General features: G+C 69.6%; 27 protein-coding genes. 15 read left to right on the top strand and 12 right to left on the bottom strand.

Translation table 11 applies throughout. From position 1 onward, the window contains the following. Window positions 1-6: 6 nt before the first annotated feature. The 4 genes from AUL33_RS16800 to AUL33_RS16785 all read right to left on the bottom strand — a co-directional run bounded on the left by AUL33_RS16800 (window position 7) and on the right by AUL33_RS16785 (window position 5,917). Window positions 7-3,486, bottom strand: a complete 3,480-nt coding sequence (locus tag AUL33_RS16800) for an efflux RND transporter permease subunit (RefSeq protein WP_062210809.1) — start codon at window positions 3,484-3,486, stop codon at window positions 7-9. Then, a complete protein-coding gene (locus AUL33_RS16795; protein WP_156419456.1) occupies window positions 3,483-4,700 on the bottom strand; it encodes an efflux RND transporter periplasmic adaptor subunit in 1,218 nt (405 codons plus the stop codon). Before AUL33_RS16795 ends, AUL33_RS16800 begins: the two co-directional genes overlap by 4 nt. A gap of 80 nt (window positions 4,701-4,780) precedes the next feature. Beyond that, complete coding sequence (locus AUL33_RS16790; RefSeq protein ID WP_244492305.1) at window positions 4,781-5,410, bottom strand: TetR/AcrR family transcriptional regulator; 630 nt, start codon at window positions 5,408-5,410, stop codon at window positions 4,781-4,783. 264 nt (window positions 5,411-5,674) lie between these two features. Further along, window positions 5,675-5,917 (bottom strand): hypothetical protein, encoded by a 243-nt coding sequence (locus tag AUL33_RS16785; protein WP_062210806.1) that lies wholly within the window; start codon window positions 5,915-5,917, stop codon window positions 5,675-5,677. Between the two features lie 495 nt (window positions 5,918-6,412). Between AUL33_RS16785 and ffh the strand changes: the two genes are divergently transcribed. The 6 genes from ffh to trmD all read left to right on the top strand — a co-directional run bounded on the left by ffh (window position 6,413) and on the right by trmD (window position 12,180). Then, window positions 6,413-7,981, top strand: a complete 1,569-nt coding sequence (ffh, locus tag AUL33_RS16780) for a signal recognition particle protein (protein ID WP_062210803.1) — start codon at window positions 6,413-6,415, stop codon at window positions 7,979-7,981. 332 nt (window positions 7,982-8,313) lie between these two features. Further along, window positions 8,314-8,730 carry a 30S ribosomal protein S16 gene (rpsP, locus tag AUL33_RS16775; protein WP_062210800.1) on the top strand — a complete coding sequence of 139 codons (417 nt, stop codon included), beginning with the start codon at window positions 8,314-8,316 and terminating at the stop codon, window positions 8,728-8,730. Between the two features lie 186 nt (window positions 8,731-8,916). After that, window positions 8,917-10,350: a GGDEF domain-containing protein gene (locus tag AUL33_RS16770; RefSeq protein WP_062210839.1), complete on the top strand. Its 1,434-nt coding sequence runs from the start codon at window positions 8,917-8,919 to the stop codon at window positions 10,348-10,350. A 111-nt stretch (window positions 10,351-10,461) separates the two neighbouring features. Further along, window positions 10,462-11,025 carry a ribosome maturation factor RimM gene (rimM, locus tag AUL33_RS16765; RefSeq protein ID WP_062210797.1) on the top strand — a complete coding sequence of 188 codons (564 nt, stop codon included), beginning with the start codon at window positions 10,462-10,464 and terminating at the stop codon, window positions 11,023-11,025. Window positions 11,026-11,114: 89 nt separating this feature from the next. Further along, the gene (locus AUL33_RS16760) at window positions 11,115-11,417 is read left to right on the top strand and encodes a putative quinol monooxygenase (RefSeq protein WP_062210795.1); all 303 of its coding nucleotides are present in this window, start codon (window positions 11,115-11,117) and stop codon (window positions 11,415-11,417) included. Window positions 11,418-11,472: 55 nt separating this feature from the next. Continuing rightward, a complete protein-coding gene (trmD, locus tag AUL33_RS16755) occupies window positions 11,473-12,180 on the top strand; it encodes a tRNA (guanosine(37)-N1)-methyltransferase TrmD (protein ID WP_062210792.1) in 708 nt (235 codons plus the stop codon). An 18-nt stretch (window positions 12,181-12,198) separates the two neighbouring features. Here the strand turns inward: trmD and AUL33_RS16750 are convergent, their stop codons facing one another. Then, on the bottom strand, window positions 12,199-12,531 hold the full coding sequence (locus AUL33_RS16750; RefSeq protein ID WP_062210789.1) for a hypothetical protein: 333 nt from the start codon (window positions 12,529-12,531) through the stop codon (window positions 12,199-12,201). Window positions 12,532-12,583: 52 nt separating this feature from the next. On the opposite strand from AUL33_RS16750, the gene AUL33_RS16745 reads away from it, so the two are divergent. Next, complete coding sequence (locus tag AUL33_RS16745; protein WP_062210786.1) at window positions 12,584-13,375, top strand: DUF6030 family protein; 792 nt, start codon at window positions 12,584-12,586, stop codon at window positions 13,373-13,375. A 25-nt stretch (window positions 13,376-13,400) separates the two neighbouring features. Here the strand turns inward: AUL33_RS16745 and AUL33_RS16740 are convergent, their stop codons facing one another. The 5 genes from AUL33_RS16740 to AUL33_RS16720 all read right to left on the bottom strand — a co-directional run bounded on the left by AUL33_RS16740 (window position 13,401) and on the right by AUL33_RS16720 (window position 20,499). Beyond that, the gene (locus tag AUL33_RS16740) at window positions 13,401-14,897 is read right to left on the bottom strand and encodes a helix-turn-helix transcriptional regulator (protein ID WP_062210783.1); all 1,497 of its coding nucleotides are present in this window, start codon (window positions 14,895-14,897) and stop codon (window positions 13,401-13,403) included. A gap of 130 nt (window positions 14,898-15,027) precedes the next feature. Next, entirely contained in the window at window positions 15,028-16,887 is a 1,860-nt protein-coding gene (locus AUL33_RS16735) for a PAS domain-containing protein (RefSeq protein WP_156419455.1), read from the bottom strand. A 242-nt stretch (window positions 16,888-17,129) separates the two neighbouring features. Beyond that, window positions 17,130-18,224: an HlyD family secretion protein gene (locus AUL33_RS16730; protein ID WP_062210777.1), complete on the bottom strand. Its 1,095-nt coding sequence runs from the start codon at window positions 18,222-18,224 to the stop codon at window positions 17,130-17,132. A 42-nt stretch (window positions 18,225-18,266) separates the two neighbouring features. Next, window positions 18,267-19,865 carry an MFS transporter gene (locus AUL33_RS16725; RefSeq protein WP_062210836.1) on the bottom strand — a complete coding sequence of 533 codons (1,599 nt, stop codon included), beginning with the start codon at window positions 19,863-19,865 and terminating at the stop codon, window positions 18,267-18,269. Between the two features lie 133 nt (window positions 19,866-19,998). Then, complete coding sequence (locus AUL33_RS16720; protein WP_082652682.1) at window positions 19,999-20,499, bottom strand: MarR family winged helix-turn-helix transcriptional regulator; 501 nt, start codon at window positions 20,497-20,499, stop codon at window positions 19,999-20,001. Window positions 20,500-20,648: 149 nt separating this feature from the next. Between AUL33_RS16720 and AUL33_RS16715 the strand changes: the two genes are divergently transcribed. Then, a complete protein-coding gene (locus AUL33_RS16715; protein WP_082652681.1) occupies window positions 20,649-20,987 on the top strand; it encodes a SelT/SelW/SelH family protein in 339 nt (112 codons plus the stop codon). Window positions 20,988-21,099: 112 nt separating this feature from the next. Here AUL33_RS16715 and AUL33_RS16710 read toward each other — a convergent pair whose 3' ends face one another. Both AUL33_RS16710 and AUL33_RS16705 read right to left on the bottom strand, forming a co-directional pair. Beyond that, entirely contained in the window at window positions 21,100-21,540 is a 441-nt protein-coding gene (locus AUL33_RS16710; protein WP_062210772.1) for a DUF1236 domain-containing protein, read from the bottom strand. A gap of 114 nt (window positions 21,541-21,654) precedes the next feature. After that, the gene (locus tag AUL33_RS16705; protein ID WP_062210769.1) at window positions 21,655-22,014 is read right to left on the bottom strand and encodes a DUF427 domain-containing protein; all 360 of its coding nucleotides are present in this window, start codon (window positions 22,012-22,014) and stop codon (window positions 21,655-21,657) included. A 179-nt stretch (window positions 22,015-22,193) separates the two neighbouring features. On the opposite strand from AUL33_RS16705, the gene AUL33_RS16700 reads away from it, so the two are divergent. The 7 genes from AUL33_RS16700 to AUL33_RS16675 all read left to right on the top strand — a co-directional run. Continuing rightward, window positions 22,194-22,751 (top strand): sigma-70 family RNA polymerase sigma factor, encoded by a 558-nt coding sequence (locus tag AUL33_RS16700; protein ID WP_062210830.1) that lies wholly within the window; start codon window positions 22,194-22,196, stop codon window positions 22,749-22,751. Continuing rightward, the gene (locus AUL33_RS16695; protein ID WP_062210766.1) at window positions 22,748-23,479 is read left to right on the top strand and encodes an anti-sigma factor domain-containing protein; all 732 of its coding nucleotides are present in this window, start codon (window positions 22,748-22,750) and stop codon (window positions 23,477-23,479) included. Before AUL33_RS16700 ends, AUL33_RS16695 begins: the two co-directional genes overlap by 4 nt. Before the next feature lie 161 nt (window positions 23,480-23,640). Then, entirely contained in the window at window positions 23,641-24,198 is a 558-nt protein-coding gene (locus AUL33_RS16690; protein ID WP_062210763.1) for a fasciclin domain-containing protein, read from the top strand. A gap of 178 nt (window positions 24,199-24,376) precedes the next feature. Beyond that, entirely contained in the window at window positions 24,377-24,535 is a 159-nt protein-coding gene (locus AUL33_RS22545; protein ID WP_192843206.1) for a hypothetical protein, read from the top strand. A gap of 170 nt (window positions 24,536-24,705) precedes the next feature. Then, window positions 24,706-25,995: a UDP-N-acetylglucosamine 1-carboxyvinyltransferase gene (murA, locus tag AUL33_RS16685; protein WP_062210760.1), complete on the top strand. Its 1,290-nt coding sequence runs from the start codon at window positions 24,706-24,708 to the stop codon at window positions 25,993-25,995. Window positions 25,996-26,199: 204 nt separating this feature from the next. Beyond that, entirely contained in the window at window positions 26,200-26,418 is a 219-nt protein-coding gene (infA, locus tag AUL33_RS16680; protein ID WP_062210756.1) for a translation initiation factor IF-1, read from the top strand. 12 nt (window positions 26,419-26,430) lie between these two features. After that, window positions 26,431-26,985: Maf family nucleotide pyrophosphatase (locus tag AUL33_RS16675; RefSeq protein WP_062210753.1), on the top strand; the 555-nt coding region annotated here is incomplete at its 3' end.

Here is a 26,985-nt window from a genome sequence, read left to right as displayed (position 1 = left end):
CCGCGTCTACTCGGCCGCCGGCTGCATCTGTGGCGGCTGAGACCGGCCGCTTTCAGCACGGGCCGGGAACTCGGTGACGCGCTTCCACGACGGGTCGTCGTCGTTGCCGGAAGGCGCGTGGCCGGCGGGCGCAGTTGTTGCCTGATTCGGCTCGGCATCGGCTTCGTCGGCCCGGTTGGGCTTCACCAGCCGCCCGAAGATGCGCCCGACGAGATGGCTGAGATCGTCCATCAGCGTGTAGACCGAGGGGATGAAGACGAGCGAGAGCATCGTCGAGACCAGCAATCCGCCGATCACCGCGATCGCCATCGGCGCGCGGAACTCGCCGCCCTCTCCGGACGCCATCGCCGCCGGCACCATGCCTGCCGCCATCGCCAGCGTCGTCATGATGATCGGGCGCGCGCGCTTGCGCCCGGCATCGATGATCGCCTCGCGCTGGGGCATGCCGTGCTTTTCCTGTTCCACCGCGAAGTCGACGAGCATGATCGAGTTCTTCGTGACGATGCCCATGAGCATGAGGATGCCGATCACCACCGGCATCGACACCGCATTGCCGGTGACGAGCAGCGCGCCGACGACGCCGCCGACCGAGAGCGGCAGCGAGGCGAGGATGGTGATGGGCAGGAACACCGAGCCGAAGAGCAGGATCAGCACCACCAGCACCATCATGATGCCGGCGCCCATCGCGCTGGCGAAGCCCGCGAAGACCTCGGCCTGGATCTCGGCATCGCCGACCTCCTGGATCCGCACCCCGGCGGGCAGGTCGCGTACGGTCTCGCTCGCCATGATGTGCTGCGACCCCTCGCCGATCTCGAAGCCCGGCGCCATCGCAGTGCCGACCTTCACGAGGCGCTCGCGGTCGTAGCGGTCGATCGTCGAGGGTCCCTGGCCGAAGCCGATGTCGGCCACCGTGTCGAGCGGCACCGAGGCGCCCGACGCCGTGGTGACGCGAAGCCCCCGCACGGTGGCGAGATCGCGGCGCCCGGTCTCGGCCAGCTGCACGCGGATCGGCACCTGCCTCGTGCCGACGTTGAACTTGGCGAGATTGGCGCCGGCATCGCCGATCGTGGCGACGCGCACGGTCTCGGAGATCGCGTCCGGCGCGATGCCGAGATCGGCGGCCTCGTCGAGCCGCGGGCGGATGCGGATCTCGGGCCGGGCGAACGAGGCCATGGCCGATGGGTTGGCGAAGATCGGGTCGCGCCGCATCTCCGATTCGAGATTGGCGGCGGCCTCCGAAACCGCGGTGCCGTCGGCGCCGAGAAGCCCAACCGAGAGCTCGCGGTCGCCGCGATCGTTGACGAAGTAGGAGCGAAGATCCGGGATCGCGGCGAGCTTGGCGGTGATGACCGGCTCGAGATCGCCCTGGCTGCGGGTGCGCTCGAACTTGCGCGTCAGGTTCACGGTCATCGCGGCGCGGCGCACCTCCAGCGTGCCGGTGGGCGAGGAGCCGCCGATCACGAGCACCGAGCGCACCTCCGGCAGGTCGCGAAGGCTCGCCGCCGCGCGGTCGGTGACGGCCCGCGTCGTCTCCAGCGTCGAGCCGGGCGGCAGTTCGAGCGAGACGACGACGCGCGAGGCGTCCTCCTTCGGGATGAAGCCCGTCGGCAGCAGCGCGATCGCCTTGATCGACAGGACGAAGAGCCCGATGCCGACGGCGAGCGTCAGCCAGCGGAAGCGCACCGTGGCTCCGAGGAAGCCCGTATAGGCGCGCATCAGCGGCCCGTCGCGGCGCTCGAGCGGATGCGGCCGGTTGAGATAGGCCAGAAGGATCGAGACGATCGCGGCGCCCGCGATGATCGCGAGGCCGAGCTCGACCGCGCGGTCCCAGGTGATCGCCGGCAGCCTTGCGGCATAAGGCTGGAGCGCGGCGACGAGCCCGTTGCCGGCATCGGCGCCGGGAAGCGCGGCCAGCGCCAGGAGCGCGCCGACGGCGAGCCCCGCGAGCGGGGCGAGGATCGTCACGTAGCGGCGCAGCAGGCGGGCGAAGCCCGGCCCCTCGTGCTGGGGGCGCCGGAAGAAATAGGCGGCCAGCATCGGCGTGATCAGGCGGGCGACGAGGAGCGAGAAGAACACCGCCATCGCGACGGTGAGGCCGAACTGCTTGAAATACTGGCCGGCGACGCCCCCCATGAAGGAGACCGGCGCGAAGACGGCAATGATCGTCAGCGTGATCGCGATCACGGCGAGGCCGATCTCGTCGGCGGCCTCGACCGAGGCGCGGTAGGGCGACTTGCCCATCCCGATATGGCGCTCGATGTTCTCGATCTCGACGATGGCGTCGTCGACGAGGATGCCCGTCACCAGCGTGATCGCGAGAAGGCTGATGAGGTTGAGCGAGAAGCCCATGAGGCTCATCGCCCAGAAGGTCGGGATCGCCGCGAGAGGCAGGGTGATGGCGGCGACCAGCGTCGCGCGCCAGTCGCGCAGGAACAGCAGCACCACGACGACGGCGAGGAACGCGCCCTCGCCGAGCGTCTCCATCGCCGATTCGAAATTGCCGTAGGTGTAGGTGACGCTGTCGTCGATCCTGGTGAAGCGCACGCCGGGATGCGCCGTCCCGAGATCGGCGACCTTGGCGCTGGCGAGATCCGCCACCGTCGTGTCGCTGGCGCCCTTGGCGCGGTAGATCGAGAAGGCCACCACCGGCTCGCCGTCCAGGCGGGCGAAGGAGCGCGGCTCCTCGTAAGCGTCGGTGACGGTGCCGAGCTCTTCGAGCCGCACCTGACGCCCGCCGGGCAGCGAGATCTTGGTGGCGGCGAGGCTGGACACGGTGGCTGCCGAGGAGAGCGTGCGGATCGCCTGCTCCTGGCCGCCGAACTCGCCGCGGCCGCCCGACAGGTCGACATTGGTGGAGCGCAACTGCGCGTTGACGTTGGCGGCGGTGACGCCGAGCGCGGCGAGGCGGTCGGGATCGAGCCGGACCTGGATCTCGCGCTCGACGCCGCCCATGCGCTCGACGCGGCCGACGCCCTTCAGCCCCTGCAGCGCGCGCACCACCGTGTCGTCGACGAACCAGGAGAGTTGCTCGGGCGTCAGGCCCGGCGAGGAGGCGGCATAGGTGACGATCGACTGGTTCTCGACTTCGATGCGCTGGACGATCGGTTCCTCGATCGTGCGCGGCAGGTCGGAGCGGATCTTGGCGACGGCGTCCTTGATGTCGTTGAGGGCGCGGTCGGAATTGACCTCCAGCCGGAACTCGGCGGCGGTCACCGACTGGCCGTCGGTGACGGTGGAGGTGATGTGCTTGATGCCGGTGACGCCGGCGACGGCATCCTCGATCTTCTTCGTCACCTGCGTTTCGAGTTCGGCGGGCGCGGCGCCCGATTCCGTCACGGTGACGGAGATCACGGGCACGTCGATATTGGGGAAGCGGGTGATCGGCAGCGTCAGGAAGGAGACGATGCCGAGCGCCACGAGCACCACGAAGAGGAGGATCGGGGGAACCGGGTTGCGGATCGCCCAGCCGGAGATGTTCCAGTTCATCGGGCGGCCTCCACGGTCTTCACCGGTTCGGCGGCGACCGGGGTGACGCGGTCCCCGTCGCGCACGAAGGTGCCGGCGAGCGACACGACGCTTTCGCCCTCGCCGACGCCAGCAGTGATCTCGACCTCGTCGCCGGCGGAGATGCCGAGCTCGACGGGGCGCGTCTCGACGACGCCGTCCTTTACCACCTGGACGCTGGCCTTCAGCCCGTCGGTGACGACGGCGGTGCGGGGCAGGACGATGCCGGTGGCGCGCTTGGTCTCGACGGTGGCGCGCCCGAAGGCGCCGGTCCGCAGCAGCGGCGAGGCCGGCAGCGCGATGCGCACGCGCCCGAGCCGGGTGGTTGCATCGACCTTCGGCGAGACGAGGCGAATGCGTCCGGTGATGGCGTCGCCCGACGCGAGCACCACGGCGGCGCTCTGGCCGGTTTCCAGTGCGTTCAGCGCACTCTCGGACACTTCGGCGTCGAGTTCGATCAGCCCGTCGCGGGCGATCTCGAAGAGACCCCCGCCGGCAGTCGAGACGACCGAGCCGAGGCGGGCGGTGCGGGCCAGCACCAGACCGTCGGTCGGCGCCTTGATCTCGGCCTTGGCACGGCGCAGCGCGAACTCGCGGCGTGCGGCCTCGGCGCTCGCCTTGTCGGCTTCTGCCAGCGCCACGCCCTGGCGCACCGAGGCGAGGCGCGCGTTGGCCGCGGCAGCCGCGGACACGCGCTGGTCCAGAATGTCCTGCCCGACGATGCCCTTCTCGTTCAGCGAGCGCGTGCGCTGGAGCGAGGAGGTCGCTTCCACCGCGGCCGACTGCGCCTCGTCGACCAAGGCGGTGGCCTGCGTGATCGCGGCCGCGGCACGGGCGATCTGCGTGTCGGCGCGCGCGAGATCGACATCCACGAGATCGGTGGCGAGGCGCGCCAGCACCTGGCCCGCCGTGACGGTGTCGCCCTCGTCGACGGCGAGAGACTCGATGCGCAGCCCGTCGACATCGGCGCCGACCATCACCGTCTCGCGCGGGGTCAGCGTCCCCGTCACCACCACCTTCGAGACGATCTCGCGGCGTGCGGCCGAGACCACGGTGAGGCTCGGCGGCTGCGGCGCCGCGGCGGCAGGTGCTGCGGCGCCTTCGGCGAAAGCGGGTGCCGGCGGCACGCTCGAGACGAGGAGCGCGAGGGCAAGGGCTGCCAGAATGGGGCGGGCGGGAACGGCGCGAAGGGCCATGGCCGATCTCCGGGTGAGGGGGCGTGACGCCCGGATCGTGGACGCTCCGCACAGGCGGGCGAGAAGGAGGGATGCGCGCATCAGCATGGCCGAGGCAGACCGAAAAGCGCAGCGAGGACGCGGCGAAGGTCGGTCTCCAGGCGCTCGACCGCGAAGTCCGGCTCCAGCGCCAGGCGCATCTGCAAGCCGTCGCCGATCGCGAAGACCATCATCAGCACCACGTCGAGATCGAGATCGCCTGATATCTCGCCGGCCACCTGCGCCTCGACCAGCGCCGCGCGGAACGCATCGCGGACCTCGTGCTCGATCTCGTGGAAGCGCTCGCCGACCGCGGTGTTGCGCAGCGATTCCGAACAGATCTCGACCATCAGGCCGCCGGTTTCGGGATCGCGTGCGCCGCGCAGATAGTCCATCGCGACGGCCGTCATGCGGTCGACGAGCGAGCCCTCGCCGGCGAGCGCGGCCATGCAGGCGCCCGCATTGACGCGCTCTTCCTCGGCGATGGCGCCGATGATGGCGTCCTTGGAGGGGAAGTAGCGGTAGAGCGCACCGGGGCTCATCGCCGCCTCGGCGCAGATCTGGCCCATCGTCGCGCCGTGGAAGCCTTGGCGCGAGAAGCAGGCGCGCGCCGCCGCCAGGATCCGCTGGCGGCGCAGATCCTGCGCGCTCGCGAGGTCCGGCAGGTCGGGAAGTGCGGAGAGAACGGACACGGCAATTCCGGATCGGGCGCTCTGGAAAACCCGAGAGCGAACGATCGTTCGCATAGCGCGGTTTCTTTTGGGAGTCGAGTGCTGCGATGCCGCAGAGGGCCGTTCGAGCGCGGATCGACTGCGCCGTACGTGCCGATGACCGCAAACCGGCAACGCCTTAAAGCGGCCGATCTCGCGGAACGGGACGAGGTTCGTCTGCAGTCAGGACGTCGGTCGACGTCGTCCCCACAAAACAGCGCGAACGCGACTCAAGCGCAGGGACGATCAGGAAAAGTGGTGGTCGGCCGGGTCGTTCATCGCGAAGGGCGTCTGCGAGCGGAACGCGGCGAGAACCCGGCGTGCGGGCGCTCGGCGCGCCAGGAGCGATTCGATGGAGTGGCGCTGCAAGGCCCCAAGCGCCAGGAGAAGGCGCGGGTCCGTGCCCACATCGCCGTCATACCCCCGGATGCCGCGCGGTCCGGTGGCCGGTCCGTTCGCCGCATCGAACCGGGCCGCGATCGGGCGCACGGTTGCGTCGCGGTCATTGCGACCGGAAGCAGGAGGGCGTGGGGGGAACCTGAGGAATTTCATGGGGCGACGGATCGAGGTCCGGGAGGGAGGGCAGGGATCTTGGACAGGCTCAGTCCTAGCAGGAGACCTTTAAGAAATTGCGTGGGCTTTCGCGCAAGCTTCGTCTGCATCGGCGTCCGGCGGGCCGGGAAATCGGGTGGCGACTCTGAAGGACTCCATGCCGGAGCGCCGGCGTCGCCCGCATGGCGCAGACTTGACTTTCTCGCGCATCCCGGGTTTTAACGCGTCCAATTCTTGCGCTTCGTTCCGTTCCGCAAACCGCCGACCCTGCCCCTCGCCCGTTCGAGCCGCAGGGAGGTCCCCATCCGCCAGCGAGTTTCGCCCGCGGATGCGTTTCCGTTTGGTGGTTCGTCGGGTTGGATCGGGCGCGCTTCGTCCCCATTCTCCGGTTCCGGGTTCTCCGGTCTTCGGGCGAATGGAAAAGGTCTCGCGATGTTCGAATCCCTTCAGGACCGCCTCGGGTCCATCCTGAACGGCCTCACCGGCCGGGGCTCGCTGTCGGACGCCGACGTCGCGGCAGCGCTGCGCGAGGTGCGCCGCGCGCTGCTCGAGGCCGACGTCTCGCTCGAGGTCGTGCGCTCCTTCACCGACCGCGTGCGCGACAAGGCGGTGGGCGCCGAGATCGTCAAGTCGATCAAGCCTGGCCAGATGGTCGTCAAGATCGTCCACGACGAGCTGGTGGCGACGCTGGGTTCCGATCAGGTGGCGATCGACCTCAACGCGCCCGCCCCCGTCGTGATCATGATGGTCGGCCTGCAGGGCTCGGGCAAGACGACGACTTCGGCCAAGATCGCCAAGCGGATGACGGAGCGCCAGAAGAAGCGCGTCCTCATGGCCTCGCTCGACACGCGCCGTCCGGCCGCGCAGGAGCAGCTGCGCATCCTCGGCGAGCAGACGAAGGTCGCGACGCTCCCGATCATCGCGGGTCAGGGCCCGGTCGAGATCGCCGCCCGCGCCGCCCAGGCCGCCAAGCTCGGTGGCTACGACATCCTCATCCTCGACACGGCCGGCCGCACCCATATCGACGAGCCCTTGATGGCCGAGATGGCCGAGATCAAGACGGCGACGCGCCCGCACGAGATCCTGCTCGTCGCCGACAGCCTGACCGGCCAGGACGCGGTGAACCTCGCCCGCTCCTTCGACGAGCGCGTCGGCATCACCGGCATCGTCCTGACGCGCGTCGACGGCGACGGGCGCGGCGGTGCCGCACTCTCGATGCGCGCCGTCACCGGCAAGCCGATCAAGCTGCTCGGCACCGGCGAGAAGATGGATGCGCTGGAGGATTTCCATCCCTCGCGCATCGCCGACCGCATCCTCGGCATGGGCGACATCGTCTCGCTCGTCGAGCGCGCCGCCGAGACCATCGACGCCGACAAGGCGGCCGCGATGGCCAAGAAGATGCAGGCCGGCAAGTTCGACCTGAACGACCTCGCCGACCAGATCGCGCAGATGCAGCGCATGGGCGGCATGGGCGGCGTCATGGGCATGATGCCCGGCATGGCCAAGATGAAGGACCAGATCTCGGCCGCCGGCATGGACGACAGGCTCCTGAAGCGCCAGCTGGCCATCATCTCATCGATGACGAAGTGGGAACGCGCCAACCCGGACGCCCTCAAGCACTCCCGCAAGAAGCGCATCGCCGCCGGCTCCGGCACCGATTCCGCCGACATCAACAAGCTTCTGAAGATGCATCGCCAGATGGCGGACGTGATGAAGTCGATGGCTGGCAAGGGCGGCAAGGGCGGCGGCATCATGGGCAAGCTCATGGGCGGCCTCGGCGCCAAGATGGGCCTGCCCCCCGGCCTTGCTGGCGGAATGGGCGGCGGCATGCCCGACCTCTCGAAGATGGATCCGCGCCAGCTCGAGGAGATGGCGAAAGCCATGGGAGGCGCCGGCGGCTTCGGTGGACTGCCGAAGGGCCTGCCGCCCGGCTTCAGCGGCGGCGGCCTGCCGGGACTTCCCGGCGGCGGCTTCCCCGGCCTGCCGGGCAAGAAGAAATAATGGGGAGCGTCTCCAGTATTATTCTTGTCTTCGGGTTGTCTCTTCTTTCGGTCGGCCTGATCGGAGGGTTTTCGCCGTGGACGTACGAGTTGTGGATCTATTTGGTTCCAGCCGAGAATTACGGTTACAAGGACGATCTAAAGGGCGGGCCTTATCCTGAATTGTTCTTTCTATTCTTGCTGGCGCCAGCTGGCTTATTAATCGTCCTTCTCGGTGGATTATTGAAGCCGCAGAAACAAACCAGACACCGAGTCTGATAGCGGCTCGGTATCTCGAAACTTTCGATGGCTGACGAAACGTTCGGCAGCAAACTTAAATGATGGAGTGAATCAATGCCCCTGAAGATGCGCCTCGCCCGTGCCGGCTCCAAGAAGCGCCCCTACTACCACATCGTCGTCGCCGACGCCCGTTCGCCCCGCGACGGCCGCTTCGTAGAGACGGTCGGCTCGTGGAACCCGATGCTGCCGAAGGACGCCGAACGCGTCACGCTGAAGGACGACCGTATCAAGCATTGGCTCGGCGAGGGCGCACAGCCCACCGACCGCGTCCTGCGCTTCCTCGACAAGGCCGGCATCGCCAACCGCCCGGTCAAGTCGAACCTGACGAAGGGTCTGCCAGGCAAGAAGGCCCAGGAGCGCGAAGCCGAGCGCAAGCAGCGCGAGGAAGATGCCGCCGCCGCCGCCGAGAAGGCCGCTGCCGAGGCAAACGCTCCGGCTGCCGCAGAGGAAGAGACCCCCGCTTCCGAGTAAGGCGAAGGCTTCACTCTTTTGCGCTAGTGTCCGCGGCGCGTCGATCTTCCCAATGGGAAGGCCGGCGCGCCGTTTCCATGTCTGCCGGTCTGCCGGCCATCGGGGGGTTGAACAATGCAGCGTGACTTGTCGGACCCCGCGACCGGCCCCTCGACCGGAGGCTCCCCCGACGCGCACGGTTTCGACATGTTCGCCCTGGCGCCGGTGCCCTTGTGGCTGGAGGACTGGAGCGGCATCCGGGCGCTCGCCGACGAATGGCGCGCGGCCGGCGTCACCGATCTCAGGGCCTTTCTCTCCGCCGACCTGTCGCAGGTCCGCCGCTCGGCCGAGGCGATCCGCATCCTCGAGGTCAATCCGCGCACGCTGGCGCTGTTCGAGGCCGCCGACACCGCCGAACTGGTGTCGCGCCTCGGCGACGTCTTCGCCGGCGTCATGCTGGACAACCATCTCGACGAACTCGTGCAGCTCTGGGACGGGGCCACCGAGTTCACCAGCCGCGCCGTCAACCACACGCTGGGCGGCCGCGCCCTCGACATCCAGCTGAAGGGCCGCGTCCTGCCGGGTTTCGAGGCCGACTGGGGCCGGGTGCTCGTGGTCACCGAGGATGTCAGCGAGCGCGAGGCGGCGCGTCGGCAGGCGGCGGTGAGCGAGGCCTATGCCAAGTTCCTGTTCGAGCATTCGCCGGTATCGATCTGGGTCGAGGATTTCTCGCAGATCCACGTGCTTTTACAGGACGTGCGCGCCAGCGGCGTCACCGACTTTCGCACCTTCCTCGAGGTCCATCCCGAATTCTTGACGCGCTGCATGAGCGAGATCCGCGTCATCGACGTCAACCGCCAGACGCTCGCCGTCTTTGGCGCCCCGGATCTCGCGACGCTCCTGGCGCGCCTGTCGGAGATCTTCCGCGACCGTCTCGCCCAGCCCTTCCGCGAGGAGCTGATCGACCTCTGGAACGGCCGCCTGACGCAGACCCGCGAGGTCGTGAACTACTCGCTCGAAGGCGAGGAGATGCATTTCGTCATGCAGTTCCACGTCCTGCCGGGCCACGAGCACGACTGGTCGCTCGTTCAGGTGGCGCTTACCGACATCACCGCGCGCAAGAAGGCCGAGGCCTATCTCGAATATCTCGGCAAGCACGACGTTCTCACCAAGCTCTTCAACCGCTCCTTCTACGTCGACGAAATGAACCGGCTGGAGCGCCGAAAGCTGGAGACCGTCAGCGTCCTCGTCGCCGATCTCAACGGGTTGAAGGGCCTGAACGACCAGCTCGGCCATGCCGCCGGTGACACGCTGCTGCGGCGCGCCGGCGAGGTCTTCGCCGAAGCCGTGCGCGCGCCCTGCCACGCCGCGCGCATCGGCGGCGACGAGTTCGCGGTGCTGATGCCCCATGTCGGGGCCGCGGAGGCGGAGGCGCTGCTTCTGGCGATCGAGGATCTCTGCGCGATCAACTCGCAGTTCTACCCCGGCGAGCGCCTGTCGCTGTCGATGGGCGTGGCGACGCTGCGGCCCGGCGAACGGCTGGAGGAGACGGTGAAGCGCGCCGACCTTCGCATGTACGAGGCCAAGCGCCGCTACTACGCGGCCACCGGCGAGCGCCGCGGCGTGCCGCCGGCGCTCTAGCAACCTGCGCCCGGCGCGGCGCGGGTTGACGCGGGCCGGCAAGCCCCGCAGAGAAACGGCGAAGGGCGCCCGTTGCGCCCGCCGATCCCCCTAGAGCCGAGCTGTCCCCCCGTGTCCGAAACCACGTCCGCCCCCGAACCCGTCCTTCTCGGCACCATCGGCGGTGCCCACGGCATCAAGGGCGAGGTTCGCGTCAAGTCCTTTACCGAAGATCCCGAGGACATCGGTGCCTACGGGCCGCTGACGGATGCGAAGGGCAAGACCTTCACCGTCCTGTCCGCGCGCACGCAGAAGAACGTCGTGGTCGTGCGCTTTGCCGAGGTGGCCGATCGCAACGAGGCCGAGCGACTGAACGGCACCGACCTCTTCGTCGACCGCTCGAAGCTGCCGGCCGAGGGCGAGGAAGAGTTCTACCAGGCCGATCTCGTGGGGCTCGTCGCGCGCCTCACCACCGGCGCGGTGATCGGCGAGATCGTCGCCTTCCACGATTTCGGCGGCGGCGACATTCTGGAGATCGCCCCCGAGAACGGCGCCAGCGTGATGATCCCCTTCACCGAGATCGCGGTGCCGCAGATCGATCTTGACCTCGGCTTCATCGTGGTGGAGCCCGTGGCGGCCGGCCTCGAAGGCGCGGTGGAAGCGCGCGAGGGTGACGAGGACGACGAGAGCGCCTGACGGCGCAAACGCGCGTTGCCAGCGGGCGGCGGGGCGGCTAATCGCTGGAGCGTCGCGCCTCGAGGGCGCCGTCCAGGGAGGACCCAACCATGATCATCGTCGCCGGAACGCTCCAGCTCACCGAAATCGGCCTTGCCTCGATCCGCGACGCGGCACGCGCCGTGATCCTCGCGACGCGCGAGGAGGAGGGCTGCATCCTCTACTCCTTCGCCGCCGATCTCACCGAGCCCGGTCTCGTTCGCATCTACGAGGAATGGGAAAGCCGCGAGACCCTGAAGGCGCATGGCGCCAGCGCCCATGTCGCGGCCTGGCGCGAAGCCCTGAAGTCCATCGACGTGAAGAGCTCCGAGCTGCGGCTCATCGAGGTGACCTCGGTCGAGCCCTTCGCCTGATCGCGACCCGTCCGTCACCCCGCCGGTCGCTTTGATCCGAACTGACGGAGCCTCGATGAGCTTTCGCGCCACCATTCTCACGCTCTATCCCGAGATGTTTCCCGGCCCGCTCGGCGTTTCGCTGGCGGGGCGGGCGCTCGAGCGCGGCGACTGGCGGATCGACACCGTCAACATCCGCGAGTTCGGCGAGGGGCGACATCGCCTCGTCGACGATACGCCCGCCGGGGGCTCGCCCGGCATGGTGCTGCGCGCCGACGTGCTCGCCCGCGCCATCGACGCGGCGGCGCCCGAGGGCGATGCCCGGCCGCGCCTTCTGATGAGCCCGCGCGGCCGGCCGTTGACGCAGCGCCAAGTGCGCGAGATCGCGGCGGGCGAGGGCGCCGTGGTCGTCTGCGGCCGGTTCGAGGGCGTCGACGAGCGGGTGATCGAGGCGCGGGGCCTGATCGAGGTCTCGATCGGCGACTACATCCTGTCGGGCGGCGAGATGGCGGCGATGGTGCTGCTCGACGCCGCTGTGCGGCTGCTGCCGGGCGTCATGGGCAACGCGTTGTCGGGGGACACCGAGAGTTTCGAGGGCGGGCTGCTGGAGCACCCGCATTACACGCGCCCGACGATCTGGGAGGGTCGCGAGATTCCGGCCGTGCTGCGCTCGGGCGACCATGGTGCGGTGGAACGCTGGCGCCGCGCGGAGGCCGAGCGGATCACCGGGGAGCGCCGGCCCGATCTTCTCACCAAGTCCGGCGGAGCCGCGAAAGCCCGCTGAGGGCGTTTCGTTGGCGCTTCAGCAGGTGCGCACCGCGCGGGTGTTCTCTCCGCGCATCACCACGCCGTTGTCGCATCGGCCCGATGTCTGGTTTTGACGCGCCGTGCGGTCGGCCCGTGCCCGTTGGGCGCTGACGAGCGCGCGACGGTTGCGGGCGCGGTCGATCGCGGCATTCCCGGTGGCGCGGACCTGCGTATCGTCGCCGTCCGCGGCTCGCCGGTCGAGCTGGCGGCAGGCCGCCGCGCCGAGATTGCAGACGAGGCGCTGGTCGGCCGATGCGGGACGCGATGCGACCAGGGGAACCAGCACGACGAGCGCCGTGGTCCAACGGATGACGGATTCGATCTTCATGACTACAAGCTTAGTCATAAACAGGATCGAAGACGAGAGGAGACCTCGGGTCGTGTCGAAGCTCCCGGCGGTGCTCTGGAACCGCGAACTTGCGGCGACCGTGGGACGGCTGGCCGTCGTCGCCGGCGTGGCTGCGGTGGCGCTGGCCGTCGTGCTGCCGCGTCTGGGCGTCGGGACCGGCCCGGTCTTCGTGTCCGTGCGTCCGCCGCAGGTGCTGCCCGGATCCGTGCCGGCCGAGCCCGAACCCGGTTCGCAAGCGGGCGAGACCGGGCTCGTGGTGGACGATGCGCAGGCTTGGCTCCGCGACCTCGCGGTCGGGCCGGAGCGCCCGGCGTTCGAGCGCGGGGTGCGGGCGGCGCCGGGTGCCCTCTGCGCCGCCTTCGCGGCGGCGGGCTGGCGGATGGAGGGCTGGACGGGGAGTGCGCTCGGCGAGGCGCGTGCCGAATGCGCGGGCGAGCGGGTCTATCCCGCGCCCGGCGACGGCGGCGATGCGACGCGCTCCTTCGCCATGCTGCGCGGCCCCGGCCCGGAGGCGGTGCGCGAAATGCGTATGAAGCTCAATCTTCTCGACCCCGCGACGGCCGACGCCGCCGCGCGCGATGCCGCGGCGGCGGTCTCGGCGGCCTTCGAGCGCATGTCCTGGCCCGCGCCCTCCGATCTCGCCCGCAGGATCGCCGCGCTCGAACCCTTCGAGGCGGAAGACGAGGGCACCATCATCCGCTTCTGGCGCGAGGCCGGCGAGGTGCCGCGCTACAATCTGGCGATCCGCCTGCCGGGTCCGCTGGCGATTCCCGACGCCAGTCGGATGGCCCCCCGGCCGGGCACCGAGCCCGCGGGCGGCTGACGCCGCTCCCGTCGCCGGCGCCCCCTCACGTCTCGCGTCCGTCGTGGCCTGCGCGTTTCGTCGCCGTGCCGTTTCCGGTGATGCCGCGCTCGCGCGCCCAGACGATCGCGGCGCTGCGCCGGGTGACGCCGATCTTGCGATAGAGCGAGGCGACGTGGTTGCGCACCGTGTGGGGCGACAGGTTGAGGGCGGCCGCCATCTCCTTGTCGCCGAGGCCTTGGCAGATGAGGTCGAGGACGCCCCGCTCGCGCTCCGACAGGTCGTCGATATCGGCCCGGCGTGACGGATTGGCCGGGGTCTGGCGCAGCGAGGCGAGCTTTTCGACGATGCGCCGGCTGAACCAGGACGTGTCCGACATCACCGTCTCGATCGCGGCGACGAGTTCGATCTCGGTCCGCTTGCGCTCGGTGATGTCCTGCAGCACGCAGAGGACGCAGTCCTCGTCGTCGATCTGGATGCGCTCGGCGGCCAGCAGGCAGTCGACGCTCTCGCCCGAGGCGGTGAGGAGGGCGACGTCGAGGTCGCGCACGCTCGCCTCGCGCGCCAACGCCTCGCCGATCCGCTCGCGTGCCTCGCCGCCGGCCGCCAGAACCTCGGCGCCATGGCCGAGGATCTCGCCCTTGCTGCGCCCGAGAAGCTCGGCGAAGGCGTCGTTCACCTCGACGAAACCCAGCGGTTCGAGCCGGCAGATGGCACAGGCCGCCGGCGACAGCCGGAAGGCCTTGGCGAAGCGCTCCTCGCTCTGGCGCAAAGCCCGCTCGGCCAGACGCCGCGGCTCGAGATCGGCGAAGGTGAAGAGCATGCAGTGCTCGTCGGCGATGGCGATCGGCTGGCCGGCGACGAGCACGCGCTTGTCGCCTCCGTCCGGCAGCGCGAGATCGGCTTCCGTCTGCGGGATCGTCCGGCCCTCGCGCAGGCGCTCGATCGCCTGCTCCCGGTCGCGCGAGCCCGCCAGCACGTCGAGCTCGTAGGCGGAGCGTCCGACGATGTCGGAGCGCTTGTAGCCCGTCATTTCGGCGAAGCCCTGGTTGACGCGCACGAAGCGCAGGTCCGACAGGCGGCAGATGAGGGCGGGGGCCGGGTTGGCGTTGAAGGCGCTCTCGAACCGGTCTTCGGCCTCGACGCGCGCCGTCTCGTCCTCCACCACCATCACGAGATAATCGGGGTCGCCGGCCTCGTCGGTGATGACCTGGAAGCGGATCGAGTGAATGCGCAGATCGTCGGGGTCGTCGGCCGGCACCACCTCGACGATGACGGCGACGCTCTCCTCGCCGCCGATCACCCGGTCGATGGCGATGTCGTCCTGCCCGAGTGGGCGCTTGTCGCGAGTGGCGAGGCGGAAGCGCTCGCGATAGTCGTCGAGGTTGCGGCCGAGATCGGCGAGCCGCTTGACACCGTGCATGCGGATCGCTGCGTCGTTGGCCCAGAGAATCGTCTGATCGACATCGATGATGACGATCCCGTCCGTCAGGCCGGCGATCAGCTGGTGAAGCTGGCGATGGTCGCGGGTCATCTGGGGCATGGCCGTCTCCCGGCAGGTCACGTCGAGGGCGAAACGAACGGGCGGTCCGCGAGCGAGGATGTTGCAGATCGGGGCGCCGCTGACGAGAGCGGGAGAGCCGGCAAGGCCCCGCCGTCCCCGGCTTCGTGCGTCAGTCGCGCAAGCTTGCGAGCGGCACGGCGAGCACCGAGCGCAGGCCCTCGGGCTTCCAGTCGTGCCGCATCTCGCCGCCGAGCTGGCCGCTGGCACTGCGCTCGGCGAGCACCGTGCCGAAGCCGCGCCGTGTCGGAGCGCCGGTGATCGGCGGGCCACCCGATTCGCGCCAGTGGATCTCGATCGTCTCCGCCATGATCCGCGTCTCAATGCCGACCCGGCCCCCATCGAGAGACAGCGCGCCGTATTTCATCGCGTTCGTCGCCTGCTCGTGGACGATGAGCGCCATGGCGGTGGCGGCCCGCGCACCGATCGGGTGATCGGGACCCGTGATCGCGATGCGCGGCTCGTCCTCGCCGTCGCGATAGGCGTCGAGGAGGGTGGCGAGGAGGCCGTGGATCGTGACCGCCAGCGGCTCGGGCCGCGAGGCCTCGCTGTGCGGGCGGACGTAGTCGTGCGCGAGGGCCAGCGTCGAGAGGCGCTGGCGCAGGGCATCGGCATAGGGGCGCACCGCCGGGTCGCCGCGCGCCGACACGGCGACGAGACTGGCGATGACCGCGAAGATGTTCTTGATGCGGTGGGCGAGTTCGCGCGCCAGAAGATCGCCCGCCTCCTCGGCCTGCCGTCTCTCGTGGATGTCGATGCTGATCCCGGCCCAGCGCTCGATGCGCCCGGCCCTGTCGCGCACCGGCTGGGCCCGCACGAGAAACCAGCGGAAGGCACCGTCGCGGCGGCGGAAGGGGATCTCGATCTCATAGGCGTCGCCGGCACCGAGCGCCGTTGCCCAGGCCGCCTCCAGGCGCCCCCGGTGCTCGGCCGGCACCGCCTGCGCCCAGGTCTCGTCGATGCCCTGGGCCGGGTCGCATCCGGTATAGTCGTACCAGTGCGGGCTGGAATAGGTGATCGCGCCGTCGGGCCCCGCGAACCAGACGACCTGCGGCGCCACCTCGATCAGCGTGCGGAAGCGCTCCTCGCTGTCGGCCAGCGCGGTCTCCGTGCGCTTGATGGCGTGAATGTCGGTGCAGGTGCCGAACCAGCGCGAGATCTGGCCGGCGGCGTCGCGCAACGGCACGGCGCGTCCGAGCACCCAGCGATACTCGCCGCTATGATGGCGCAGCCGGTACTCGATCTCGTAGAGATCGCCAGTGGCGAGGCAGTGGCGGAAGGCGGCGAAGGCCCGCTCGCGGTCATCGGGATGGAACATGCCGTTCCAGCCCTCGCCGTCGGTGGAGCCGTGGGGCATGCCGGTGAACTCGTACCAGCGCTCGTTGTAGAAATCGTGGAACCCGTCCGGCCGCGTCGTCCAGATCATCTGCGGCATCGAGTCGGTGAGAACCCGGAACTGCGATTCGCTCTCGTTGCGCTCGCGCAGCACGCGCCGGTTTTCGATGAGCTGCATCACCTGCCGGCCCAGCACCTCCAGCGTCATCACCTGAAGATCGCTCAGGCCGTCCGGCCGAGGCTGGACGTCGAGCACGGCGAGCGCCCCGATGGCGATGCCGTCGGCGGTGACGAGCGGGCAGCCGGCATAGAAGCGCAGGCGCCCGAGCGCGGTGTCGCGGCGAAGGTCGCTGAAGCGCGGGTCGAGGGTGAGATCGGGCAGGACGCTGATGCCGGGCTGATCGAGGATCCGCGCGCAGACGGACACGTCGATCGCGGTCTCGGCGACGCCGAGGCCGATCTGCGACTTGAACCATTGGCGCCGTCCGTCGACGAGGCTGATCGAGGCCATCGGCGCCTCGCAGATGCGCGCCGCCAGCGCCACGACATCGTCGAAGGCCGGCTCGGCAGCGGTGTCGACGACATCGTAGCGAGCCAGCGCGTCGAACTGCGCCGACCCGTCCGCACTTTCACTCATCGCGCGGCCCCGCAAGCGGCCGCAACGCCACTGCGCGACGGGATCGGGGCTGTGGGACACGGAGCCGACGGCCGTCCGCAGCCTCCCGAGAAAGCCGGCTTCGCAGAAGGAAAGATCATCGTCGCGCCACGTCCGGCCAGAGCCCCAAGCCGGGAGACTAGGCCAGTCCCGGTCCGGGCGCGAGACCGGAACCTACCAGCTTCGCTAGTAGGTTTGAGCCTAAATCAAACCGCTGGAGCCAATTAGTCGACCGCGTGTGTCGCCCCGGCCGGTGCGGCGGCGGCCGTGTCGGTGGCCACGCCCGTCGCCCGCGTGTCCAGCCGCACGACGACCGACATGCCGGGTGCGAGGTCGGCGGTCGCCTCCGGGCTGCCGTCGATGGCGATCCGCACGGGAACGCGCTGGGCGACCTTGGTGAAATTGCCGGTGGCGTTGTCGGGTTTCAGCACCGCGAACTCCGAGCCCGTGGCCGGCGCGAAGCGCTCGACATGGCCGGTCATCTCGCGCCCGCCGAGCGCGTCCACGGTAAAGCGCACGGGCTGGCCGATGCTCATGCCGGGCAGCTGCGTCTCCTTGAAGTTCGCCACGATCCAGACCACGGCGGGCACGAGGCTGGTCAGCTGCGTGCCGGCCTGCACGTATTGCCCGAGCTTGACGCCGACCTCGCCGAGCCGGCCGGCCTTGGGCGCGGTGATGCGGGTGTTGCCGAGATCGATCTCGGCGAGCTGCACGGAGGCCTCGGCGCCCTCCACCGCGGCCTCGAGCGACTGGCGCCCGACGATCACCGTCTGCAGGTCCTGGCGCGAGACCTCGAGCGCGGCCTTCGACTGGTCGAGCGCAGCCGCCGCCTGATCGCGGGTGCGGGTGGCGACATCGAGATCGCTGCCGGGGACGTAGCCCTGCCGGGCGAGCGGCGAGATGCGGGCGTAGTTGGCCTCGGCCGTGTCGACGGCGGACTGGGCGCTCGCCACCGCCGCCTCGCTGGCCGCGACCTTGGCGACCCCGGAGCGGCGCTGCTGCTGCGAATTGGCGAGCTGCGCCTTCTGGCCCGCCAGCGTCGCCTTCGCTTGCGCCAGCTTCTGCGCGAAGATCCGGTCGTCGATCCGGGCTATGAGCTGGCCCTCCTCGACGCTCGCATAGTCCTGCACCGCGACCTCCGCGATGTAGCCCGCCAGCTGCGGCGAGAGCACCGTCACCTGTCCACGCACGAAGGCGTCGTTCGTGGTCTCGACGCTGGTGGCGAAGGGCGGCAGGCGCCAGGCGTAGAGCACGAGCGCGACGCCCGCGAGGCCGACCGCGAGGGCCGTGAGGGTGGAGAGCGTCTGGGAAAGCTTCATCGGGGCGACCTTGGGGCGGGCCTTGCGGGCGAACGGGCGGATTCAGGACGGGACGGCGGCAGACGGGCTGGGCGCGAGGCGGGTGCGCAGCACGGTGACCGCAAGATGGAGGAGAAGCGCGGCGAGACCCAGCGCGGCGAGCACGGCGGTCGCGAGGAACGCGTCGTTATAGGCGAGGACGTTGGCCTGCTGGGTGGCCTGCGTGCCGAGCAGCGCCAGCCCCTCCGCCTGCCGCAGGGCGGCATCGGGCAGAACCCGCGCATAGGCGGCGCCGAGCTGCGCAATGCGCGCCGCCACCACGGGATCGGAGAGCACGACCGACTCGGCGATCTGGTTCGAGTGAAACTTCTCGCGGACGGTGACGAAGGTACGGAAGACGGCCGAGCCGATGGCCCCGCCGAGCGACTGCGTGGTGAGGAAGACGATGAGGAAGGAGAGGATGTAGTTCATTCCCTTCTTCATCGCCGAGCCGAAGCCCACCGCCATGGCCGGCGGCAGGAAGAGGACGCCGGCGGCCGAGATCAACCCTTGGCTGAGATACATCTGCTCGGGCCGCGTCAGCACGGTCGCCTGCGCATCCATCAGCGATCCCGCGATGAGGAAGGACAGCGCCACGATGTGGATGTAGGGCGCGCGTCCCGGCCGCACGATGAGCGTGCAGACCAACCCGGCGGCGACGGCTGAGCCGATCATCACCAGATAGAGCGTCGTCATCTGCTCGTTCTTCAGGCCGAGCACCTGGAAGAAGCCGGTGGCTCCGCTCGCCTGCTCGGACAGGAGCAGGCGGAAGAGCAGCAGCGTCCCGGCGAAGTGCAGGATCTCGCGCGAGGTGATCCAGCGGATGTCGATGAGCGGGTTGGCGCGGTTGAGCTCGATCACCACCGCCACCGTCAGGCTGGCGACGCCGACGGCGAGAAGCCCACCGATCCACGGTGCCTCGAACCACCAGTAGAAGGGGCCGACCGTCGCCACCACAGCGATCGAGCCGAGCCCGACGGCGATGAAGACGTAGTTCACGACGTCCATCGGCTCGATCACCGGCGTCTTCGGCGGCGAGTTCAGCGGCAGGAGGCGGATGAGGCAGAAACTGACGAGCGCCAGTGCCGTCTCCAGCAGGAACAGGCCGTTCCAGTCGCCGAGATCGAGCAGGCGGGGCGAGACGAGGCGCGCCAGCGGTGCGGCGATCGACAGGTTGGTCATCGCCAAGCTGACCCCCACCGTCATCTTGCGCTCCGGCGGGAAGGATTCCAGCATGTAGAGGAAGGCGAGCGAGGACATCGGCGAGGCCGCGACGCCGGCGAAGAACCGCACCACGATCGCCGACTGGATGTCGTCGACGGTGAGGTGCAGCGAAGCGACCGCCACGAAGGCGAGGATCGCGGCGGTGGCGAAATTGCGGAGGCCGAACTGGGCGCGCATCTTCGTCAGCAGCAGCGTCAGGCTGACATTGGGCGCGAGATAGGCGGCCGAGAGCCAGACGGTCTCGTTCAGCGTGGCGCCGAGCGGTCCCTGGATCTGGTAGAGATTGGCGGTGACGAGGTTGAGGCCGAGCCCCTGCGTCATCGCGATCATGGTCGAGGCGATGATGTAGCAGGCGGCGAGCCAGGCGGGCTTGGGCACGAAGGGGGCGGGCGCCGGCATCGGCGCGCCGCGCCACCGGCGCACGGCCGAACCGTCGGGCATGAGATCGGCCGGCGCGGCGCCGCCGACCTGCGCGCTTTCGCGCAGCATGGCCGGCTCGGTGTCGCGCTCGGGAGCCTTGGCGTCCTCGGTTCTAGCGTCCATCCGCGAGCGCCTCCACCCGGCGGCGGCTGCCGGATCCGGCTTCGTCGCCGAAGTCGCCGTCGATGGCCGCGCCGATCTCAGCAAGGACGCCGAGCGCGGCGGTGATGTCGCTGACCTCGCTCCGCGCCAGCACGACGTCGCGGATGCGCGCCGAGATCGCCGACACCAGCGCGGCCTGTTCGTGGCCGTGCGCGGTCAGCGCGACCTGCTTGGCCCGTCGGTCGCCGTCGACACTCCGGCGCTCCACCAAGCCCAGCTTCTCCATGCCGTCGAGGAGGCGCACCACTGTCGGGCCCTCGAGTTCGAGCTCGCCGGCCAGTTCGCCCTGGCGCAACGGGCCGCGCCCGGCGAGCACGGCCAGCGCGCGGGCGCGCGGATAGGTCAGCCCGTGGCGCACGACTTCGGCGTTGAAGCGCGTGCGCAGCTTGCGCCCGGTCTTCACCAGCGTTTCCGTGAACTGAGCCTTTAAGGCACTGTCGATCCCCGTCATGCGAGCGGATATAGATAGGGCGCTACTCATAAGCAAGACATGAAGTCGATGGTTTTGGCGGTGGCGGGGACGTGCGCCGGTGCTTGACGCTCGACGGCACCCGGCCGACAACATGGCACCCTGTCGAACGATCGCCGGAAGAGCCTGTCATGACCCGCCCCGAGTCCATCGACGGCCTGCCCGATCCCGGCGAGACGGGCGACGCTGCGTCGGCTACGGGTCCGCGCATCACCATCCGCTACTGCACGCAGTGCCAGTGGCTGCTGCGGTCGGCCTGGCTGGCGCAGGAACTGCTCTCGACCTTCTCGACCGATCTCGGCGAAGTGGCGCTCCTGCCGGGAACCGGCGGGATCTTCGAGGTGCATTACGAGAACGATCTGATCTGGGAGCGCAAGCGCGACGGCGGCTTTCCGGAGGCCAAGATCCTCAAGCAGCGCGTGCGCGATCACCTCGATCCCGATCGCAGTCTCGGCCACAGTGACCGCTGAACTCGACAGCGAGGCTCAACGAGCGACGCCGCCACGCCCGAACGGGGCATGACGGCGTGACACGAAACCGGCCGTGCGATCCGCCCGGCCGGTCCTGACAGTCGGGGAAGGCTTACTCGGTGTAATAGACGACGCGGCGATCGGCTTTCGAGACGATCACCGGACGATTGCCGTCAGCATAGAAGTACTCGTAGTCCGGGTTCGATGGCACGGGTGCCAGCACCACGGTCTGCGGCACGCTGTAGCCGTCGACGATCTTGCCCTCCACCGTGACGGGCGTCGTCGGGTTGGCGACGACATACTGGCGCACCTCGTCGGGCGCCGAGGCCGCACCGCCGATGATCGTGCCGGCGACGCCGCCGACCACAGCGCCGATCGGGCCGCCGACGAGAGCACCGGCCACGGCGCCCGTGCCCGTGCCCGTGCCCGCCAGTGTTCCGGCCGCCCGCTCGCCGTTCGAGGCCGGCTCGGTCGTGGTGACGACGGTGGTCTGGGCGAAGGCGGGGCCGGCGAGCATCGCGGCCGCGGCGGAAACGAGAAGAAGCTTGCGCATGGTGGATCCTGAAGTCTTTTGTCCCTATGGCTTCCAAACGAACAGGCTGCCTGCGCGTTCCAGTCGCACCGTCGAGAATTCAGCGGACGACCCGCCCTGTCGGAGCCGCCGGGATCAGGCGGGTTCGCCGACCGCGATGCGGACCTTGTCGGGATAGAAGGCGACGTGATCGGCGATCTCGGTGACGCCGGCCTTCGGCTGGTCGTAGCCCCAGACCGCGTTCTCGGCGCCGTAGCCCTCTGCGGAGATCGACCAGTAGCGCGCCTCGCCCTTGTGCGGGCAGGTCGTGCGGCGATCGCTCTCGTGCAGGAAGGCCATCTCCACATGGGCTTTCGGAATATAATAGACCGGCGGATAGGACCCTTCGGTGAGGACGAGCGCGTCCTTGGTCGAGGCGATCACCGCGTCGTGGAAGAGGACCTGGACCGGGCGCGGATCGCGCTCGATGCGAATGTGGGCGTTGGACGTGCTCATGAGGGATGTCTCCTGCGCCGGTCACGGACCGGCCTCTGCTGGTGCAACCGCCGCCTTCGCCGAAGGGTTCCCCGGCACGATCGCCGCAGCTTGCGGTTGACAATCGCGCCGCGCGCTTGTTCCGGTGGCGCGCCGGCTCGAACGCCCGCGCCCCGGAACCGAACGGACATGCCGTGACGATGACCGCCGCCGATCGAAGGGACCATCTGGCCGGCCGCCTCGCGGCGGTGGCACGCGGAGACCGCGACGCGCTCCACGACATCTACGATCTGACCTCGGCGAAACTATTGGGCATCGTGCTGCGTATCTTGCACGATAGGGAAGAGTCGGAAGACGTGCTCCAGGACGTCTACGTCGCGGTGTGGAACCGCGCGGACCGGTTCGACCCGGCGCGGGCCAGTCCGATCACGTGGCTGGCGACGATCGCACGCAACCGCGCCATCGATCGGCTGCGCGCGCTCGGGCCCCGCCGCTTCGCCGCCCCGATCGACGAGGCCGGCGAACTGGCGGACGACGGCCCGGATCCGCTTGCGCGCCTGGAATCGGACGACGAGGCGCGGGCGCTGCGCCGCTGCCTCGAGACGCTCGAGGCCAAGGCGCGCGCGTCGATCGTCTCGGCCTTCTTCGAGGGCCGGACGTACGAGGAGATCGCGGCCCGCGAGAGGGTGCCGCTGGGAACGATGAAGAGCACCATCAGGCGTGGCCTGATTCGTCTGAAAGGATGCCTCGAACCATGAGCGACGCGGCCGACCCGGACCGGGACGAAGGGTTTCTCGCCGCCGAATACGCGCTCGGCGTGCTGCCGACCCGCGACCGACGCCTTGCCGAGCGCCTGATGCGCGAGGACGACACGTTCGCGCGCGACGTCGCGGATTGGGAGGGACGTTTCGCGCCGCTCGCGAGCGCGATCGATCCCGTCGCGCCGCCCACCCATCTCTGGAGCGCGATCGAGGCCGAGCTGCCGCGAGGCGCCTATGCCCGCGCCGTGCCGCCGGCGGGAGCGCGTACGCTTGGACGTCGCGTCGCCGCCATCTGGCAGTGGCTGGCGCTCGGGGCGTCCGGCGTCGCACTCGCCAGCCTCGCCGGGCTGGCGGTGATCGCCAATGCGCCTGCGCCCGTCATGATGACCGCCTCGATCGCGGCCGCCGACGGGCTGCCGCTCTTCACCGCGGTGATCGACCCCGCCAGCGGGCAGGCGACGCTCGTGCCCGTGCGCATGGAGGCCGGCGAGGGCCGCGTGCCCGAACTCTGGTTCATCCCGGCCGGCGGCATACCCATCTCGATGGGCGTCCTCGATCCCGCCTCGCCCCAGCGCATCGACCTCAGCGGCGGCCATATGGGCGACATGGACATGGGCGCGCGGCAGGACGCGACGCTCGCCGTCTCGCTCGAGCCTGCTGGCGGCTCTCCCACCGGCCAGCCCACCGGGCCGGTGGTGGGGCAGGGCGCCCTGCATTCGATCTAGCGGCGCGAAGGGCTCTCGAGAACGCCCTTCGCTTCCCTCGGCCTTGTCGATCACGGCGGCGTGAAAAATTCGCCGGCCCCCTGCATCCCGCCCGCCCGCCGCGCTCGTAGCTCTCCCGACCTTGCCCGCCGAACGGGAAGGCATCGAAGGAGACCGATCCCATGATTCGCATGCCCTCGCTCGCCGTGGCCGCGCTCATCGCAGCCCTCGCCACGCCCGCCCTCGCCCAGTCGCCCGTGATGGTCGGCGGCGCGCCGATGTATGCCTCGAAGACGATCGCCGAGAACGCGCCGAAGGCGCCGAACCTCACCACGCTCGTCGCCGCCGTGAAGGCCGCCGGCCTCGTCGACACGCTGGCCTCGAAGGGCCCGTTCACCGTCTTCGCTCCCACAAACCGCGCCTTCGACAAGCTGCCCAAGGGCACGGTCGAGACGCTGGTGAAGCCGGCGAACAAGGCGATGCTCACCGACATCCTCACCTACCACGTGGTGGCCGGTGATTATTCGGCCGCGCGGCTGATGCGCGACGCCCGCCGCAACGGCGGCGAGGTGACGCTGAAGACCGTCGAGGGCGAGCCGCTGACCGTCAGGATGGACGGCCGCCGCCTCGTGGTGATCGACCGCGCCGGCAAGGGCGCCGTGATCCAGACCGCCGACGTCAAGCAGTCGAACGGCGTCGTCCACGTCATCGGCTCGGTGCTCTCGCCCAAGCGCGGCTGAGCGCGATCGGCCTATCGACCAGTGGTCGAGCCATCGGCGCGTGATCGAGCGATCGGCAAGTGATCGGGGCCCGGCCGGCGACAGCCGGGCTTCTTCGTTTGGGAGCCGATGCCTTCCGCTCGATCCGGTGGCCCGGCGCCCCGCGACAGCGCATGCGTTTCCCGCTAGGGAGGGGCGGATGAACAAGGTCTTCTCCCTCCTGATGATCGTGCTGATGGCCGCGCAGATCTGGCGTCCCTTCGGCATTCCCGGCCTTCGCCGACGCGGCGACTTCTGGAAGATCGCGATCGCCGCGATGATCGTCTTCGGCCTCGACGTGCTCCTGCGCCCGCACTGAGACGGCGCGCCGGCACGGGCCCCGACTGTCCGTGGCCGCACCGATTTGATCGGCAGGGTTGCCTCGTGTAGGACACGCGCTTCCGGCCCCTTTCGGGGCCCTTCCGGTCTCGCCGGGCTGCGTGGCGGCGGCCCCGGTCCGTCCTCCGGGCAAACGCGCAAGGCACCTCCATGGATCGAATTCGCATTCGCGGCGGCAACGCCCTCAACGGCACGATCCCGATCTCGGGCGCCAAGAACGCCGCGCTGCCGCTGATGATCGCCTCGCTCCTGACCGACGACACGCTGACGCTCGAGAACGTGCCGCATCTCGCCGATGTCGAGCAACTGATTCGCATCCTCGGCAATCACGGCGTCGACTACACGGTGTCGGGCAAGCGTCTGGCGCTCAGCGCCGGCTCGGGCCGCACCATCCACTTCACCGCGCGCACCATCGTCGACACCACCGCGCCCTATGAGCTCGTCTCGAAGATGCGCGCCTCGTTCTGGGTGATCGGCCCGCTGCTCGCCCGCATGCACAAGGCCCGCGTCTCCCTGCCGGGCGGCTGCGCCATCGGCACGCGGCCGGTGGATCTCTTCATCGACGGCCTGCGCGCGCTCGGCGCCACGATCGACATCGACGCCGGCTACATCGTCGCGGAGGCCAAGGGCGGCCTCGTCGGCAACCGCTTCACCTTCCCGAAGGTCTCGGTCGGCGCCACGCACGTCCTGATGATGGCGGCCTCGCTCGCCAAGGGCCAGACCGTGCTCGAGAACGCCGCGCGTGAGCCCGAGGTCGTTGATCTCGCCAAGTGCCTCAACGCGATGGGCGCCCGGATCACCGGGGCGGGCACGCCGACGATCACGATCGAGGGCGTCACCGCGCTGTCGGGCGCGCGCCACCGCGTGCTGCCCGACCGCATCGAGACCGGCACCTATGCCATGGCGGTCGCGATGACCGGCGGCGACGTCGTCCTCGAGGGCACGCGGTCCGATCTCCTGCAGACCGCGCTGACGGCGCTGGGCGATGCCGGCGTCGAGATCACCGACACGGAGGACGGCATGCGCGTGGTGCGCAACGGCGGCGGCATCCGGCCGGTGGACGTCGTCACCGATCCGTTCCCGGGCTTCCCGACCGACCTGCAGGCGCAGTTCATGGCGCTGATGACGCGCTCGGACGGGGTCTCGCACATCACCGAGACGATCTTCGAGAACCGCTTCATGCATGTGCAGGAGCTGGCGCGGCTCGGCGCCAAGATCACGCTGTCGGGCCAGATGGCCCGCGTCGAGGGCGTGCCGCGCCTCGTCGGCGCGCCCGTCATGGCGACCGACCTTCGCGCCTCGGTGTCGCTGGTGATCGCTGGGCTCGTCGCCGACGGCGAGACCACCGTCAATCGCGTCTACCATCTCGATCGCGGCTTCGAGCGCTTGGAAGAGAAGCTCGGCCGCTGCGGTGCCGAGATCGAGCGCATTTCGAGCTGACCGGCTTGGCTCCGCGTCGCCTGCCGGGAGCGGCAGGGGCGCGGCGCGGCGGGCCCTGTCGGGAAGTGCTTGCAATTTGGCGGGCAAACGCCGATTTAGGGCTTCAATTCACGATACGAGGCCCTGCTCGATGGCAGGCCGAACCGTTCCGGGGTCCCGCGGATGTACCGCCGGGGCCCGATCTTTTCGAGGTCCAGTAGACGCATGGCGAAAGAAGAAGTTCTCGAGTTCCCGGGAGTCGTTGTCGAACTCCTGCCCAACGCGACCTTCCGCATCAAGCTCGAGAACGATCACGAGATCATCGCCCACACGGCCGGCCGCATGCGCAAGAACCGCATCCGCGTCCTGACGGGCGACAAGGTGCTCGTGGAAATGACGCCCTACGATCTGACGAAGGGCCGCATCACCTACCGCTTCAAGTAAGGCACCGTCCCGATGAAGCCGGCAAGCGGCCTCGTTCTCGCCTCGGCTTCGCCCCGGCGGCTCGAACTTCTCCAGCAGGTCGGCATCGAGCCCGAGCGTCTGGCGCCCACGGACGTCGACGAGACGCCCGAGCGTTCCGAGACGCCGCGCGCCCTTGCCAAGCGCCTTGCCAAGCGCAAGGCGCTGGCCGCCTACGAGGGCTTGCGGGCGCGCGGCGAGATCGCCGGGCGCTACACGCTGGCCGCCGACACGGTGGTGGCGGTGGGGCGCGAGGTCATGCCGAAGGCCGAACTCGAGGACGATGCGCTGGCCAACCTGCGCATCCTCTCGGGCCGCACGCACCGCGTCTATACCGGCGTCTGCGTCGTCACCCCCGCCGGCAAGCTGCGCGAGCGCCTCGTCGAGACGCGGGTGCGCTTCAAACGCCTGTCGCGCGAGGACATCGAGCGCTATCTCCAGTCCGGCGAATGGCGCGGCAAGGCCGGCGGTTATGCCATCCAGGGCTTGGCGGGCGGCTTCGTGGTGCGCCTCGTCGGATCCTATTCCAACGTCGTCGGGCTGCCGCTC

Origin of the sequence: Aureimonas sp. AU12 (assembly GCF_001463705.1) — a bacterium.
Classification (GTDB): domain Bacteria; phylum Pseudomonadota; class Alphaproteobacteria; order Rhizobiales; family Rhizobiaceae; genus Aureimonas.
Note: the sequence above shows the minus strand (reverse complement) of the source record. Positions and strands in the feature narration are given on the sequence as shown.